Raw genomic sequence first — 16,597 nt, forward strand, 5'->3', positions numbered from 1 at the left:
ACGGCTACTGCCAGCAGGAAACTGAGCCGGATAAGCAATGAAGCTGGTCAGCTATAACATCCAGTACGGCTTCGGCGGCGATGGCCGCTACGATCTGGCGCGTTGCGCCAAGGTCGTCGCCGGTGCCGACATCATCGCCTTGCAGGAAGTCGAGCGGCACTGGTTACGCAGCAACGAGGACGACCAGCCGGAACTTCTTTCGCGATTGCTGCCCGACTACCATTGGGTCTACGGCCCGGCCTTCGACATGGATGCCAGCCACAGGCGTGACGGCCGCATCGTCAACCGGCGGCGGCAATTCGGCACCATGGTTCTGTCGAAGCTGCCGATCGTCTGGTCGCGGCTGCACGCGCTGCCGCTCAGGCGCACGCTGCGTCCGCTCAACACCCGCAACGCCGCACTTGAATGCATGATCCGCACCCCTGCCGGCCCGGTGCGGTTCTTTTCGCTGCATCTGGCGCATATCGCGGCCGAGGAGCGGCTGGAGCAGATCGACTATTTGCTGGCCGAGCATCGCCGCGCGCCGTCCGAGGGCGGCCCATGGAGCGGCACCGACGACGAGCCGGCGCGCAATTGGAGCAATGGCGAACAAGAGCCAGAAAACCCCGTAGCGGCGATCTGGTTGGGCGACTTCAATATGGAGCCGGGTAGCGCCGAGTACCGCCGCATCGTCGGCAGCGCGCCCTATCATCGCGGTGCCGCCTATCTCGACGGTTTTGTCGACGCCGCCGCCGTCGCCAACGAACCGACGTCGGACTTCCACACCCATGTGAAGACCATCGACGGCAGGATCGCAAAGCGCCGGCTCGACCATTGCTTCGTCGGCGGCATGTTTGCGGGGCGCGTGCGCTCGGTCAGCGCCGAAATCGGCCAAGTCGCCTCCGACCATTTTCCGCTCTGGGTCGATATCGACCTGGAGACGCCTATCGCCATAGGGACGGGCGGCGGATGAACCGCCGATGAGCCTGTTTGTCTTTTTCGCGGTGCTCGCCGCCGCTTCCATGCATGCGATCTGGAATGCGCTGGTCAAGGTCCATCTCGACCGTTTCCTGTCGATAACGCTGATGACGCTCGGCATGGGTGCCGCCGCGCTGGTGACGTTGCCCTTCGTCGAGGTGCCGAAGCCGGAAGTGTGGCCATACATCCTCGCCTCGGTTGTCTTCCACATGGGCTACCGGACGTTCCTGATCGGCGCTTACAAGGCCGGCGATTTCGCCCAGACCTATCCGCTGGCGCGCGGCACCGCGCCATTGCTGGCCGCTTTGGGGGGCGTTGTGGTGGTTGCCGAGATGCCGGCACCGCTCGCCATTCTCGGCATTCTCTTGTTGTCGGCGGGCACGCTGGTGCTGTCGTTTCGCGGCGGTGCGCATCTGGAGAAATTGAACCTGCGCGCTGTCGGTTTCGCGTTGGGCACATCGATCTTCATCGCCAGCTATACGCTGTCGGACGGCAGCGGCGCGCGGCTGGCCGCCACCGCATCGAGCTATGCGGCCTGGCTGTTCGTCTGCGATGCGCTGTGGGCGCTGGTGCTTTGCGTCGTCTTTCGCGGCCCACAGGCGCTGCCGGTGCTGGCGCGCGACTGGAAGGCAGGAATCTATACCGGCGTGCTCAGTGGCGGCGCCTACTGGATCGTGATGTGGGCGATGACCAAGGCGCCGATCGCCTCGGTGGCGTCGCTGCGCGAAACATCGATCCTGTTCGCCATGATGATCTCGGTGTTCGCGCTCGGCGAGAAGATGACCGCATGGCGAGGTGCCGCGGTGCTCAGCATCGTTGCCGGCGTCGTTGCGCTGAGAATGGGATAGTCACGCGATCTCCAGGTCGAACACCATCAGCCCGTCCGTGCCGCCTTCGAGCGCCGCCACCAGTTTTGCGCCGGCTCGCTGATGCGCTTCATGCTCCAGATAGGCATCGCGTGCCGCAGCGTCGCGAAAGTCGATGGTGAAGCCGTGCGTGAATCCGCGGGCGAAGGGTTCCGGGCTGGTATTGGCGCTGAATTCGACCTTGCCCATGCCGTCGATCACCGCCCGCAACGCTTCGAGATCGGCATGGATTGCCGCGCGGTCGGCGTCGGCGACATCGTTGCGAAATCTGACGAAGACACAGTGCCTGATCATTCTTTGTCCCTCATGCCGCTTGCTTGGTGGAAAACACCGCCGGCGGCAGCGGCTCGCGGCCAAGGATCAGATCGGCGCCTTTTTCGCCAACCATGATCGTCGGGGCATTGGTGTTGGAGGAGGGGATGCGCGGCATCACCGAGGCGTCGCAGACGCGCAGGCCCTCGATACCGCGCAGCCTGAGATCTGGCGTTACCACGCTCATCGCATCGTGGCCCATGCGGCACGTGCCGACCGGGTGGTGGTCGGTCTTGGAACTGCGGCAGGCGTAGTCGAACAGCTCGTCGCCGCTCTGCAGGTCGGGTCCCGGCAATACCTCGCGCAGCACATAGGGCTGCAGCGCCTTCTGCCGCATGATCTCGCGCGCCAGCCTCAGCCCCTTGATCGACATATCGCGGTCATAGGGATCGGACCAATAGTTCGGATCGATCAACGGGCGGTCGGCCGGATCGGCGCTGTTCAGCCGCACCGTGCCGCGCGAGTGCGGACGCAGGAAGGCCGAGTTCAATGTCACGCCCGGATTGTTCAGCTTCTCGACGCCGGCCTCGATGCCGGAGCCGAGGCCGAGATGCAGCTGGATGTCGGGAGAGGCGGCGGTCGGATCGGCGTACCAGAAGCCGCCGGTCTCGAACAGGCTGGAAGCCACCGGGCCTTTCTTCAGGAGCAGATACTGCAGGCCGGCCCAAGCCGTCCAGTGCAGCTTGGCGTAGTTGTCGTAGGTGTGATCGCCGGTGCATTCGGCGATGACGAACAGGTCGAGATGATCCTGCAGGTTGGAGCCGACGCCGGGCAGATCGTGCACCGGTGTCACGCCGACCGCCTTCAGATGGTCGGCCGGGCCGATGCCCGACTGCATCAGAAGCTTCGGCGAGCCGATAGCGCCGGACGAGACGATCACCTCGCGCTCGGCGCGCAGGATCGTTGGCTGGCCGCCCGGCCTGTCGACGATCTCGACGCCGACGGCGCGGCCCTTGTCGACGACGATGCGTGTCACCAGAACGCCGGTCCTGACGGTGAGATTCTTTCGCTCGCGGATCGGCCGGAGATAGGCGACAGAGGCGGAGGAGCGCTTCGCGTCCTTCTGCGTCAGCTGATAGTAACCGACGCCCTCCTGGGCTACCCCGTTGAAGTCGGGATTGAAGGGGATGCCCATCTCCTGTCCGGCACGGAAATAGGCCTCGCAGATCGGCAGCGGCGCGATCGGGTTCGACACGCCGAGCGGGCCCTGGTCGCCGTGAAAATCGTTGGCATAACGCTGATTGTTCTCGGCGCGTTTGAAATAGGGCAGCACGTCGCGATAGCCCCAGCCGGCAAGACCTTCTTCCTTCTCCCAGGCGTCGTAGTCGCGGGCGTTGCCGCGCGTGTAGATCTGCGCGTTGATCGACGAGCCGCCGCCGATCACCTTGGCCTGCGTGTATCGGAAGACACGGTCCTGCATGTGCTTTTGCGGCACCGTCGACCAGCCCCAGGCGGCGATGCCCTTGGTCATCTTGGCGAAACCGGCCGGCATGTGGATCAGCGGATGCCAGTCCTTGCCGCCGGCTTCGAGCAGCAGCACCTGATGCGACGGATCTTCGCTCAGCCGGTTGGCGAGTACGCAGCCGGCCGGGCCAGCGCCGACGATGATGTAGTCGGTCATGGCGTCACCTGTTCATAGCCTCGGCACCGACAGCGCGCCGTCGACATTGATAACCGAGCCGGTCGAAAAGCCGAACTTGCCACCGGCGAGTGCTGCCACGGCTGCACCGATATCTTCGCTCTTGCCCCAGCGCATCGCCGGCACCAGCCCGCCGTCGATCAGCCCGTCATATTTGGGGGTCACACCGGCGGTCATGTCGGTGCGGATGATGCCCGGGCGCACCTCGAACACGGCGATGTTTTCGGCGGCAAGCCGCAGTGCCAGGTTCTTCACCCACATCGAAAGCCCGGCCTTGGAGATGCAGTAATCAGCACGTTCCGGCGAGGCCATGGCGGCACTGACCGAGGTGATGGTGATGATCGATCTCGCACCATCGCTCGGCAGGCCGAGCATCGCTTTGGCGACGTGCTGGCTGAGGAACACCGTGCCGCGCAGATTGATGCCGAGCACCCGGTCGAAATTTTCCGGCTTGAGCTCGAGCAGATCGCCGCGCAGGACGGCGCCGATGCCGGCATTGTTGACCAGGCAGTCGATGCGGCCGAAGGCGCTTGTCGCGGCATCGATCAGCGCTGCATGGCCGTCGAGGTCGGCGATGTCGCAACTGACATAGGCGAATTTCGCGCCGCGCCCGGTGATGTCGGCGGCGAGCCCGTCGGCGGCTTCGTCGGCAAGGTCGGAGACGAGGATGTCGAAGCCTGCGTCGGCCAACGCCTCGGCGCAAGCAAGGCCGATGCCGCGCGCGCCGCCGGTGACGATCGCTGCTGGGCGGCTCATGTTGCAAGCTCCGTCTTGCGGATATGATCGGCGACGCGCAGCGCCTGTGCGGCGATCGACAGCGCCGGATTGACGGCGGCCGAATTCGGCAGGAAGCCGGCATCGACGACGAACAAATTGCTGTGGTCGAAGGAGCGGCAGAACGGATCCAGCGGCGAGGTCGCTGGATCGTTGCCCATCTTCACCGTGCCGCACTGATGCGAGGGCGTGCGCTTGTCAAACGGCCGCGACAGCACGATCGGATAGCCGCAGGCGCGGAAATTCTCGCGCATCACCTTGGTCAGTCCGTCGAGCGACTGCATGTTGGAGCGCCGCCACTGCATGACAATGTCCTTGCCGTCGACCATGATGCGGCTCTCGGGATCGGGCAGGTCCTCGCACATCAAATACCAGTCGACGGCGTGGCCGGCCATGAAATCGAGCGCGAATTTGGGCGCGCGCCTGACATTGGCCTTGAGGATGTTGCCGTCGATCTTGCCGAGGAGCTGGACATTGCCGAGCGGCTTGCCGCCCTTGCCGTCGGACAGATAATAATCGTTCAGCATCAGCGTCTTCTGGTAGACGGATTTGTTCCGGCGGCGTGGATCGATCGCCAGCATGGCGCTCGAATTGTGGTTCATGAAGTTGCGGCCGACCTGGTCGGAGCGGTTGGCCAGGCCTTTGCCACCGCCTTTGCCGTTAGGGGTGGGCGAGCGCAGCAGGATGGCGGCGGAATTGACCGCGCCGGCCGATAGGACGACCAGCTTTGGCGCGACTTTCTTCAGCGTACCGTTCTGGCGATAATGGACGGCCGCGATCGTCCGGGCATCCGGCGATGCCTCGAGATGTTCGACGTGGGCGCCGGTCTCGAGCTTGATGTTCTGGTCGGCAAGGGCCGACGCCAGCGGCCCCGTTTGCGCGTCGACCTTGCCGACGCCGGTGTTGGGAAAAGCGTCCCACGGCGTGCTGCCGTCTTTCAGCCAGGCTTCGATGTCGACGCCGAGCGGCAGCGATGCCGGGTGCAGGCCCAGGTTCCTGAGCTCGGCGCGGGCACGCGCGATCGGCGGCTCGTCCGGCACCGGCCCGAAAGGGTAGGGCATCGAGTGGAACGGCTCGGTCGGGTCTTCGCCGAGTGCACCGCGCACGCGGAAAAGCTGCTCGGCCCTGGAATACCAGGGTTCGAATTCCTCGTAGGAAAACGGCCAGGCCGGCGAGATGCCGCCATAGTGCTCCATCTCCGAAAAGTCTTCCCTGCGGTAGCGGATCAGCACCGCGCCGTAGAATTTCGAATTGCCGCCGACATAGTAGTAATTGCCCGGGTTGAAAGGCGCTGCGCCGGCCTCGAGCCACATCTCCTTCGGCCTATAGTGGCCATCGACGAAGATTGCGCGGGTGTCGCGTGCGTGCGGGGTTGCCGGCAGGGCTTCACCGCGCTCCAGCATCAGGATCGAGACGCCACTGCCGGCAAGGCCGGACGCGATCGTGGCGCCGCCGATGCCGGAGCCGATGATGACGATGTCTGGATTTGTCATGGCGGTCAGACGATGCGTTTCTCGGTCGCCGGATCGAAGAACACCGCCTTGGTCAGATTGAAGGCGAGCGGCGTGACCGTGCCGGGCTGGATGTTGGCATCGGCGCGCAGCCGCGCCACCACCGCCTTGCCGCCGAGATTGGTGACCGCGAACGTATCCGAGCCGGCCGGCTCGATGACCTCGATGTGACAGTCGGCGCGGGCGATGTTCGAGGCGTTGCGTTCGGCCCCTTCGGGATCGGTCAGTGCTTCCGGGCGGACGCCGAAGATGATCGGTTTTCCGTGGAATGCCGACAGGCCGGCCGGCGCATTGGCCAGCGGCAGCGAGATCGGCTGGCGCGCCTCGCGCTCCATGACGACCGAGAAGCCGGATCCGTTGCTGCCGATCGTCGCCGGGATCAGGTTCATCGCCGGCGAGCCCATGAAGTCGGCAACAAACAGGTTGACCGGATTGTTATAGATTTCAGCAGGTGTGCCGAACTGCTGCACCTCGCCGTCGCGCATCACCGCGATCTTGGTGGCCAGCGTCATCGCCTCGATCTGGTCGTGGGTGACGTAGACGATGGTGGTGCCGGTGGTGGCGTGCAGGCGCTTGATCTCGATGCGCATGTCGACGCGCAGCTTGGCGTCGAGATTGGACAAAGGCTCATCGAACAGGAACAGCTTTGGATCGCGCACCAGCGCCCGACCCATGGCGACCCGCTGGCGCTGGCCGCCGGAAAGCTGGCTTGGCTTGCGCTTCAGCAAATGGCCGATCTGCAGGACCTTTGCCACCTTGTCGATCGCCTTCTGGCGCTCATCGGCCGGCACGCCGCGCATCTCCATGCCGAAGGCAATATTCCCGGCCACCGTCATGTTCGGATAGAGCGCGTAGCTCTGGAACACCATGGCGATATCGCGCTTGGAGGGATGGAGATCGTTGATCGTGCGTCCGTCGACACGGATTTCCCCCTCGGTGATGGTTTCCAGGCCGGCAATGGTGTTGAGCAGCGTGGACTTGCCGCAACCGGAAGGCCCGACCAGCACGAGGAAGCCGCCCTTTTCGAGGTCGAGATCGATGCCTTTCAGGATCTCGACCGCTCCGAAACGCTTCTTCAACCCGTCAATTTCCAGAAAAGCCATGCGATTATCCTTTGACGGCGCCGGCCATCAGGCCGCGCACGAAATAGCGGCCGGCGAGCACATAGACGAGGAGCGTCGGCAGCGCGGCAATCATCGCAGCCGCCATGTTGACGTTGTATTCGACGACGCCGGTCGAGGTGTTGACGACGTTGTTCAGCGCCACCGTCATCGGCATGACGTCGCCTGAGCCGGCATAGGCGGAGGCGAAGAGGAAGTCGTTCCAGATGTTGGTGAACTGGTAGATCACCGTCACCACGATGATCGGCAGCGAATTGGGCAGCATGATGCGCCGGAAGATCTGGAAGAAGCTGGCGCCGTCGATCTGCGCCGCCTTCACCAGCTCGTTCGGAAACGCTTCGTAATAATTGCGGAAGAACAGGGTGGTGAAGCCGATGCCGTAGACGACGTGAACGAACACCAGGTTCACGGTTGGATTGCCGAAGCCGAAGGTGAAGCCGGTCGCGTTCTGCAGCTTGACGCCGAACCGGCCGAGGCTGCCGAGGATCGTTGCCATCGGCAAGAGCACGGACTGGAACGGGATGAAGCAGGCAAACAGCATCAGCCCGAACACCAGCGTCGCCCCGCGAAAGCGCCACTTCGTCAGCACATAGCCGTTGAGCGCGCCGAGCAGGGTCGAGATGATGACCGCCGGAACCACCATCTTGATCGAGTTCCAGAAATAGCCCTTCATGCCGACGCAGGTGAGACCCGAGCAAACTTCGCTCCACGCCCTGATCCAGGGTGCGAAGGTCGGCGCCTGCGGCAGCGCCAGCATGTTGCCGTTCTGGATCTCGTCCATGGTCTTGAACGAGGTCACCAGCATGACGAACAGCGGCATCAGATAGAACAGCGCAAACAGCGCCAGCAGCCCGTAGATGACGATACGGTTGACCGTCCTGGCGCTGATACCGCCTGTGCTCTGGCGAGCAGGAGTGGCTATGGCGCTCATCGCGGCTTCTCCCGAAGCTCGGAATAGAGATAGGGAACGATGATCGCGGTGATAGTCATCAGCATGATCACGGCGCTGGCCGAGCCGACGGCCATTTCGTTGCGCTTGAAGGTGTACTCATACATGAAATTCGACGGCAGCCAGGCCGAGCCGCCCGGCCCGCCGCTGGTCAGCGCGACGACCAGATCGTAAGACTTGATGGCGAGATGCGCGAGGACGATCAAGGCGGACAGGAAGATCGGCCGCAGCAGCGGGATGACGATGCGGCGGTAAAGCTGGAACGTGGTGGCGCCGTCGATCTGCGCCGCCTTCAGGATCTCGCCGTCGATGCCGCGCAGGCCGGCCAGGAACATCGCCATGATGAAGCCCGACGCCTGCCAGACGCCGGCGATGACCACCGTGTAGATGACGAAATCCTTGTTCTTGATCCAGTCGAAATGGAAGCTCGTCCAGCCCCATTGGTGCAGCGTCTGCTCGAGGCCGAGGCCGGGGTCGAGAAACCATTTCCAGGCGACGCCGGTGACGATGAACGACAAAGCCATCGGGTAGAGGTAGATCGGCCGCAGCAGGCCTTCGCCGCGGATCTTCTGGTCAAGCAGGATCGCCAGGAACAGCCCGAGCGCCAGGCAGATGGAAATATAGAGGAAGCCGAAAATCCCCATATTGGTGATCGAGGTGTACCAGGAGGACGGCGGATCGCTTTCGAAAGTCCAGCGCCACAGCCGCTGATAGGCGCGTGGCCCGGTGATCGCATAGGAGGGAAAGGTCTTGGAATTGGTGAAGGACAGATAGATCGTCCACAGGATGAAGCCGTAGACGAAGACGATGGTGGCGGCGAAGCTCGGCGCCAGCACGAGCTTCGGCAGCGCATCCTGCAGGCGCGAGCGCACCGAAGCGCCCGGACGGGCACCGTGCTCCGGCGTCAGCGTGATACTGGTTTCAGCAACTATGCTCATCGATCCATTCCGTATCGCGGGTCCGGAATTCTGTCGTCGCGGCCTCTGCGGCACGAAGCGTGCCGGTCAGCGCAACCGCAAAACCCCTCCGCAGGGAATCTCCCCGGCTTGCGCCGGGGAGATCGTTCACATGGGCGCGTGCTTACTTGGCGTCTTCGATCGCACTGACCAGTTGGGTCACCGCCTCGTCCGAGGTCTTGATCTGGCCGTGGACGAACTTCGAGACGACATCCTTGTAGGCGTTGGCAACCGCCGGAGGGGCGCCGTAGCCTTGCGCCAGCGAGCCGAACAGCGTGCCGCCTTCATTGGCGGCCTTCAAATCGGCCATGCCCTTCTTGCCGCATGCGTCGAAGTCGGTGTCCGGCACGTCGGTGCGGGCCGGGACCGAGCCCTTGACGACGTTGAAGGCCGACTGGAAGCTCTTCGACAGAGTTGCGGTGGCCAGAGCGATCTGGGCGGCCTTGCGGTCTTCCGGAACCTTGAACATGCCGAACATGTCGGAGTTGTAGATCACGCTGCCGTCGGTGCCCGGAAAGCGATAGCAGAGAAAGTCGGTGCCCGGGACCTTCTTGGCGGCGTTGAATTCGCCCTTGGCCCAGTCGCCCATCACCTGCACCAAGGCATCGCCCTTGATGACCATGGCGGTGGCGAGGTTCCAGTCGCGGCCCGAGAAGTTCGGGTCGACGTAGGTGACGAGCTTGGCGAGATTGTCGAACGACTTCTTCATCGTGTCGGACTTGAGGGATTCCTCGTCGAGGTCGTTGAAGGCCTTCTTGTAGAACTCAGGCCCGCCGGTCGACAGCACGACCGAGTCGAACATGGTCGCTTCCTGCCAGTTCTGGCCGCCCAGCGCGAGCGGGATGACGCCCGCCGCCTTGGCCTTGTCGAGCAGCGCGATGAAGTCGTCGAAGGTCTTGGGCTCGGTGCCGCCGATCTTGTCCATCACCGCCTTGTTGATCCACAGCCAGTTGACCGAGTGGACGTTGACCGGAGCCGCGACCCACTTGCCGTCATAGACGGAGAATTTCTGCAGGGCGGCGGGAACGGACTTGTCCCAGCCTTCCTTTATCGCCGTCTCGGTCAGGTCGCCCATGACGCCGGCCGCGGCGTAGTCGAGCACGGTATAGCCAAGCATCTGCGAGGCGGTCGGGTAGTTGCCGGCCGCCACCATCGCCTTCAGCGCGGTCATGGCGGCGTCGCCGCCACCGCCGGCCACCGGCACGTCCTTCCAGGCAAAGCCTTCCTTGGCCAGATCCTGCTTGAGCACGTTCAGAGCGGCAGCTTCGCCGCCCGACGTCCACCAATGCAGCATCTGGACTTCCTTGACGTCCTCGGCATGGGCCGCGAACGCAACGCCCGCTGCGAGAGCCGTCCCGATAAGCAGTTTGCGCAACATGTACTTCCTCCCTTGTTGAACTTACAACGACCGGCGGATGGCCACCGGGTTCTTCCCAACTCAGCCGACCCACCATCCGGTGCGCTGGCCGCGATGAAGCTGGATTGTCTTTTCCTCGGTATAATCCTCGACGGCGCGCTTGCCGAGTTCGCGTCCGAGACCGGACTGCTTGTAGCCACCGAAAGGCAGTTCGGGATAACCTTCCATGAACGTGTTCACCCAAACGGTTCCCGAATGCACATTCCGCGCCACCGACATGCAGGTATCGATGCTGGCGCTCCACACGCCCGCCGACAGACCATAGGGCGTGTTGTTGGCGATGTGCAACGCCCTTTCAATCGATTCAAAAGTCAGCACCGAGAGCACCGGACCGAACACTTCCTCGCGCGCAATGGCCATGTCTTCGGTGACGTCGCGAACGATGGTTGGATCAAGATACTGGCCGGCGCTCGCAGCAAGCTGCTTGCCGCCGCTATAGATCCGGCCGCCGCCGTTTTCCGCTGCCGTCACGTAGCCGGTGACCTTGGCCATGTGGTCGGCGGAGATCATCGCGCCGACCTTGGTGCGGTCGTCGAGCGGGTCGCCAACAGTCACCTTGGCGGTGAGGGCTTTGACGGCGCCGAGGAACTCATCGGCGATCGCCTCATGGACGATTAGCCGGCTGCCGGCATTGCAGCATTCGCCGGCGTTGAAGAAGCCGCCGAATACCGCCGCGTCGGCGGCGGCATCGAGGTCGGCATCGGGAAAGACGATCTGCCCGTTCTTGCCGCCGAGCTCCATCGAGACTTTCTTCAGCGAGTTGGCGGCAGACGCCATGGTCATCCTGCCGACGCGGGTGGAGCCGGTGAACGACACCATCTCGACCAGCGGATGGCTGACCATCGGTGCGCCGACATCGGCGCCCAGCCCGGCAAGGATGTTGACGACGCCGTCCGGCAGGCCGGCCTGCATCAGGATCTCGCCGAGCACGAAAGTCGAGGCCGAGGTCATCTCGCTCGGCTTGACCACCGCGGTGCAGCCGGCGGCGAGCGCGAAGGGCAGTTTCTGGCTGACGATAAGGAACGGGAAATTCCACGGCGTGATGATGGAGACGACGCCGATCGGTTCGCGCAGCACGACGCCGAGCATGGCGTCGCCGAGATTGGCGTAGCTTTCGCCATGAAGCGTGCGGGCAAGTGCCGCGGCATAGCGCCAGATGTCGACGGCGCCGCCGATCTCGCCGCGCGCCTGGCCAATCGGCTTGCCGGATTCCAGCGCGTCGAGCCGGGCAATCTCGTCCAGCCGCGCCTCGATCAGGTCAGCAGCCTTGAGCAGGATCGCGGCGCGCTCGGCGGCCTTCATGCGCGGCCACGGGCCGGTCTCGAAGGCCCTGTGCGCGGCCTGTACCGCAGCCTCGACGTCCGCCGCGCCGGCCTGTGCATAGCGCGAGACGGTGAAGCCGTGGCCGGGGCTGCTGCGCTCCAGCGTGCGGCCGTCCCGAGCGTCGACGAACTTGCCGTCGATCAGCAGCCGGTAGCTTTTCGGCGCTGCGGCTGCCTCGGCGGGCATGGCGATGTTGAGAGGTGCGTTCATGTGAGTTTCAGGTTCCTAAGATCTTGAGAACGCCGGTTTCTGCTTGGCGCTGAAAGCCTCGACGCCGGTCCTGAGATCGCTTGTCAGCGCGATGAAGCCGCTGGCCAGCGCTTCGGTCGCGGCAGCACTGTCCTCGCCTTCGGCGATGGCAATCATCAGCTTGGCGGCCTCGGTCGCGAGCGGGCCGCGCTCGGCGATCTTGCCGGCCCAGGCCTTGGCTTCGGCGAACGCCTTACCGGTCTCGACCACCCGGTCGACAATCCCCAGAGCAAGAGCCTCGGTAGCCAGAAACACTTCGCCGCCGAGCGCCATCCGCCGCACCGCCTGCGCGCCGAAGCGGCGCACGGCGCGCTGGGTGCCGGACCAGCCGGGAACGACGCCGATCGAGGTTTCGGGGAACCCCAGCTTCACCTGTGTTTCCGCCACGCGGAAGTCTGCAGTCGCCGCCAGTTCCAGCCCGCCGCCCAGCGCATGGCCGGCAAGCACGGCGATCGTCGGCTGCCGCAGCCGCGCCAGCCGATCAAAGACGCGGTGGCCGTAGCGCACCCATTGCACCTGGAAATCGGCGGCGCTCATTTCTGCCCAAGCCTCGACATCGCCGCCGGCGCAAAAGCCTTTGCCTTCGCCGCAGATCAGCACGACGCGGACGGTCTGCGCCGCCTCGGCTTCGTCGAGCGCTGCTTCCAACCCCCGCAGCATCGGAATATCGAGCGCGTTGAATTTCTCCGGCCGGCGCAGCGTGACAATGCCTATGGCGCCGTCGGTTTCAAAGGTTACCAGACGCTCACCCATGTGCGCCTCCAAGCGAGGCGCCGCCATTGAGCGACAGGCCGATCGGCCGGTCCCGGTAGAGCGCATCCGGTGTGATTTTCAGGTCGTTGGCGACGGCGAGCGGGATCTCGGCCTGCGCCAGCACATCGCGCTCGAGGTCGATCCCCGGCGCCAACTCGGTCACCATCAGCCCCGCCGGCGTCAGCTTCATCACGCAACGCTCGGTGACATAGGTGATATCCTGTCCCTGCGCGACGGCACGCTTGCCCGAGAAGGAGATATGCTCGACCTCGTCGACGACTTTCTTGACCTTGCCCTCCTGGTCGATGCGGATGCCGTCACCGGCAAGCGACAGCTTGGCGCCGGCGTTGAAGAAACCGGAAAAGACGATCTTCTTCGCTCGCGCGGTGATGTCGACGAAGCCGCCGGCGCCGGCGGTGACGTGGGGCCGCGCCGAAAGCTTCGAGACGTTGACAGAGCCGTGGCGGTCGATCTGCAGGAAGGACAGCAGCGAGGCGTCGAAGCCGCCGGCCTGGAAGTAGATGAACTGGTGCGGCGAAGGCATGAAGGCGTCGGCGTTCGACGAGCAGCCGAACTTGAAGTCGAGCAGCGGCACGCCGCCGACCGCCCCCTGTTCGATGACCCAGGTGATCTTGCCGTGCTGGCCTTCCTCGATCAGGATGCGCGGCACATTGGCCGAGATGCCGAAGCCGATATTGACCGCCATGCCGTCGGCAAGCTCCATGGCGACGCGGCGGGCGATGACCTTCTGGACGTTCATCTCGGCGTTGCGAAAGCTCGACAGCGGCCGGAAGATCTCGCCGGAGATGGCCGGATCGTAGGGCGTCAGCGTCGTCTGCAACTGGTCGGGCGCCACGACGATATGATCGACCAGCACGCCGGGCACGCGCACATCGTGTGGCTTCAGCGTGCCGTTCTCGACGACGCGCTTGACCTGCGCGATGACGATGCCGCCATTGTTGCGGGCGGCCAGCGCCTGTTCAAGGCCGCCGAGATAAGCACCTTCATGCTCATAGGTGAGGTTGCCGCGCTCATCGGCGGTGGTGGCGCGGATGATCGCCACCTGCGGCACGATCGAGCGGAAATAGAGCCACTCCTCGCCATCGAACTGCTGCACCGAAACGATCGGCTCGCTGGCGGCCGCATTCATGGCGCAGCCCTGGTGGCGCGGGTCGGCAAAGGTGTCGAGCCCGACCTTGGTCAGCACGCCGGGACGCTTGGCGGCGGCTTCGCGATGCATGTCGAACAGGATGCCGGACGGCACGTTGTAAGCAGCGACCGAATTGTCGCCGATCATCTTCCAGATCTGCGGCGGTTCGGCAGATGACGGCCCGGATGGATAGGAGCCGCACAAAGTGCGCTTCAACAGGCCGGGCTTGGCTAAATGATCGATGCCCTTGATGCCGTACATATCGCCGGCGGCGATCGGGTGCAGCGTCGTGATGTCCTTGGGATGGCCTTCGGCGTCGAAGCGCTCGCCGATCGCGGCAAGCACCGCATCCGGGCAGCCGAGGCCGCTCGACGACGACACGGAAACGACCACGCCATCCCTGATCAGGCCGGCAGCCTCAGCCGCGGAAACGAGCTTGCTCATCCAGCACTCCCGAGCTTCGGGTCGAGGGCAACGGCCTTGCCGGACCTGGCCGACTGCAATGCCGCTTCGGCTGATGTCAGCGACCAGACGCCGTCTTCGCCGGTGGCGGAAGGCTGGCCCTCGCCACGGATCGCCGCGTGGAATTGGCGCAGCGAACGGGCATAGAGATCTTCGCGGTCGAAGCTCAATTCCTCCTCGCCCTGTGCCGTGCGCAGCAACACCGAGCCGACCGGCTTCTGCGTCATCACATCCCTGGCGATCAGCGAGCCTTCGCTGCCATGCACCTCGAAGCCGGTGCCGGCGAATCTGGTGGTGAAGCCCTCATGCGACTGGGCGATGACGCCCGATGCGAAGCGCCAGAGGCACATGGCGCCGTCTTCCAGCCCGCAGGCGGCCATGCCAGCCGATTGCGTGAACGCCGAGATCTCGACGGGATCGTCGCCGAGCACGAAGCGCAGCGTGTCGGCATCGTGGACGGTGATGTCGAGCACCACGCCGCCGCCGGCGTCCGGCCTGGTGATGCGCCAGCCCTGCAGGTTTTCCGGCAGATAGACGGAGTGGAAGACGCGCGCGGCGATCGGTCTGCCGATGCGGCCGGCAGCGATCGCTTCGCGCATCGCCCGATGCGAGCCCGCATTGCGCAGATGGTGATTGGTGCCGAGCACGACGCCGGCGGCCCTGGCCGCTGCGACCATCTTGCGGGCGTCGGCGCTGGTCAGCGCCAGCGGCTTTTCGCAAAGCACATGCTTTCCCGCCTCAATGGCGGCGAGTGCCTGTTCGAGATGCAATTCGTTGGTGGTCGAGATGTAGACGGCGTCGATGTCGGAGCCGAGCAATTCATCAAGCGTCGAGACCGCCGCCGGAATGCGGTTTTCCCGAGCATAGGCGGTAGCCCGCTCCGGGCTGGAGCTCATCACTGCGGCGATCTCGCCGTCCGGCTGCGCGCGGATGGCGCCGATCATGAACTGTCTTGCGATCGTGCTGGCGCCGATCAGCCCCCAACTGACGGTCATGCCGCGTCTCCCATTCCTGCGCAGCCATGCTCCTTGCGATCGGGACCGCAGCTTTCCCTGACCACGAGGTTGACGGCGCCGATATGATCCTCGGCGCGCGTGGTGCGCGATTGGATCATCTTCAGCACGACATGGGCGGCGCGCTCGCCGAGGCCGGCGGTGTTCACCGCGACGCTGGTCAGCGCCGGCATGTAGTGCTCGGCCTCGGCGACGTCGTCGAAGCCGACGACGGCAAAGTCCGCGCCGGGCTCAAGGCCGCGCTTGCGCAGCGCCAGCAAGACGCCGAAGGCGACCGCATCGTTGAAGCAAAGGGCCGCGGTCGGCGGCGCGGCCATGGCGAGCGCGGTTTCCAGGCAGGCAATGCCGCCCTTGCGGCTGGTTTCGCCCTCGAAGACCAGCCTGTCGGCTGGTGCGATGCCGAGCGCTTCACAGGCCTCGCGAAAGCCGCCCAGCCGCTCGTGATAGACGACAAGGTCGGACGAGCCGCCGAAGAAGGCCAGCCGGCGGTGGCCCTTGCCGATCAGATGGGCGGTGGCAAGATAGGCGCCGCGATGATTGTCGGGCGTGATCACCGGGATGCGGCTTTCGGGGAGGCGGCGCATGACGAAAACGACCGGAACGCCTGCGGTCTCAAGGCGGCGGAACGCGCCAGGCGTGGTGCCGCGCGCCGGCGACACGACGAGCCCGGCGACACCCTGCTCCATCAGCGATTTCAGAACCTCTTCCTGGCGCACCGGGCTCTCCGCCGTGTTGGCGATGAAAGGCACGATGCCGGCCGACTGGAAGACGCGCTCCATGCCGACCGCCATCTCGGCGAAAAACGGATTGGTAAGATCGTTGATGACCATGCCGATGACGTTGGAATGGGCCTTGCGCAGATTGGCGGCGCCGCGGTTGTAGACATAGCCGACATCCTCGATCGCCTTGCGCACCTTGAGCGCGGTCTCAGGCCGGATCAGCCGGCTGCCTTGCAACACCAGCGATACCGTCGATTTGGACACGCCCGCCTCACGGGCGATGTCGAGTATCGTTGCCTTGGCCCGGCTGGCCATCCAGATCTGTCCTCCCGGAGGTTTCTTATGCGATTTCTATTGGAACGATCTAATCTCTGCGAGGCATTTGAGTCAATCGTGTTTTTGCGAACCCGAGAAAAGTGCGGCTCA

At 64.5% G+C, this 16,597-nt stretch carries 15 protein-coding genes; 2 read left to right on the plus strand and 13 right to left on the minus strand.

The genetic code is table 11. The features are described from left to right. Positions 1–37: 37 nt before the first annotated feature. Both NKJ12_RS11620 and NKJ12_RS11625 read left to right on the plus strand, forming a co-directional pair. A complete protein-coding gene (locus NKJ12_RS11620) occupies positions 38–952 on the plus strand; it encodes an endonuclease/exonuclease/phosphatase family protein (protein WP_352702752.1) in 915 nt (304 codons plus the stop codon). Between the two features lie 7 nt (positions 953–959). After that, the gene (locus NKJ12_RS11625) at positions 960–1,805 is read left to right on the plus strand and encodes an EamA family transporter (protein WP_023675361.1); all 846 of its coding nucleotides are present in this window, start codon (positions 960–962) and stop codon (positions 1,803–1,805) included. On the opposite strand, the gene NKJ12_RS11630 is transcribed toward NKJ12_RS11625, so the two are convergent. The 13 genes from NKJ12_RS11630 to NKJ12_RS11690 form a co-directional block, all read right to left on the minus strand. After that, positions 1,806–2,117 carry a Dabb family protein gene (locus NKJ12_RS11630; protein WP_352506362.1) on the minus strand — a complete coding sequence of 104 codons (312 nt, stop codon included), beginning with the start codon at positions 2,115–2,117 and terminating at the stop codon, positions 1,806–1,808. Between the two features lie 10 nt (positions 2,118–2,127). After that, a complete protein-coding gene (locus NKJ12_RS11635) occupies positions 2,128–3,756 on the minus strand; it encodes a GMC family oxidoreductase (protein WP_352702754.1) in 1,629 nt (542 codons plus the stop codon). 12 nt (positions 3,757–3,768) lie between these two features. Further along, entirely contained in the window at positions 3,769–4,530 is a 762-nt protein-coding gene (locus NKJ12_RS11640) for a 3-ketoacyl-ACP reductase (protein WP_352702756.1), read from the minus strand. After that, entirely contained in the window at positions 4,527–6,041 is a 1,515-nt protein-coding gene (locus NKJ12_RS11645; RefSeq protein ID WP_352702758.1) for a GMC oxidoreductase, read from the minus strand. The genes NKJ12_RS11640 and NKJ12_RS11645 overlap by 4 nt, the downstream gene beginning before the upstream one ends. A 5-nt stretch (positions 6,042–6,046) precedes the next feature. Beyond that, entirely contained in the window at positions 6,047–7,162 is a 1,116-nt protein-coding gene (locus NKJ12_RS11650) for an ABC transporter ATP-binding protein (RefSeq protein WP_352478183.1), read from the minus strand. Between the two features lie 4 nt (positions 7,163–7,166). Next, on the minus strand, positions 7,167–8,111 hold the full coding sequence (locus tag NKJ12_RS11655; protein ID WP_254816905.1) for a carbohydrate ABC transporter permease: 945 nt from the start codon (positions 8,109–8,111) through the stop codon (positions 7,167–7,169). Beyond that, on the minus strand, positions 8,108–9,067 hold the full coding sequence (locus NKJ12_RS11660; protein ID WP_352702759.1) for a carbohydrate ABC transporter permease: 960 nt from the start codon (positions 9,065–9,067) through the stop codon (positions 8,108–8,110). Before NKJ12_RS11660 ends, NKJ12_RS11655 begins: the two co-directional genes overlap by 4 nt. A 142-nt stretch (positions 9,068–9,209) precedes the next feature. Continuing rightward, positions 9,210–10,463 (minus strand): ABC transporter substrate-binding protein, encoded by a 1,254-nt coding sequence (locus NKJ12_RS11665; RefSeq protein WP_254816907.1) that lies wholly within the window; start codon positions 10,461–10,463, stop codon positions 9,210–9,212. A gap of 60 nt (positions 10,464–10,523) precedes the next feature. Then, positions 10,524–12,035 (minus strand): aldehyde dehydrogenase family protein, encoded by a 1,512-nt coding sequence (locus NKJ12_RS11670; RefSeq protein ID WP_352702761.1) that lies wholly within the window; start codon positions 12,033–12,035, stop codon positions 10,524–10,526. 15 nt (positions 12,036–12,050) lie between these two features. Then, positions 12,051–12,827, minus strand: a complete 777-nt coding sequence (locus NKJ12_RS11675; protein ID WP_352702764.1) for an enoyl-CoA hydratase/isomerase family protein — start codon at positions 12,825–12,827, stop codon at positions 12,051–12,053. Further along, complete coding sequence (locus NKJ12_RS11680; RefSeq protein WP_352702766.1) at positions 12,820–14,421, minus strand: acyl CoA:acetate/3-ketoacid CoA transferase; 1,602 nt, start codon at positions 14,419–14,421, stop codon at positions 12,820–12,822. The genes NKJ12_RS11675 and NKJ12_RS11680 overlap by 8 nt, the downstream gene beginning before the upstream one ends. Next, the gene (locus NKJ12_RS11685; protein ID WP_352688016.1) at positions 14,418–15,434 is read right to left on the minus strand and encodes a Gfo/Idh/MocA family protein; all 1,017 of its coding nucleotides are present in this window, start codon (positions 15,432–15,434) and stop codon (positions 14,418–14,420) included. Before NKJ12_RS11685 ends, NKJ12_RS11680 begins: the two co-directional genes overlap by 4 nt. Beyond that, positions 15,431–16,486: a LacI family DNA-binding transcriptional regulator gene (locus NKJ12_RS11690; protein ID WP_352702768.1), complete on the minus strand. Its 1,056-nt coding sequence runs from the start codon at positions 16,484–16,486 to the stop codon at positions 15,431–15,433. Before NKJ12_RS11690 ends, NKJ12_RS11685 begins: the two co-directional genes overlap by 4 nt. Positions 16,487–16,597: the final 111 nt, after the last annotated feature.

It is taken from the genome of Mesorhizobium sp. M0195, from assembly GCF_040322115.1.
GTDB lineage: Bacteria > Pseudomonadota > Alphaproteobacteria > Rhizobiales > Rhizobiaceae > Mesorhizobium.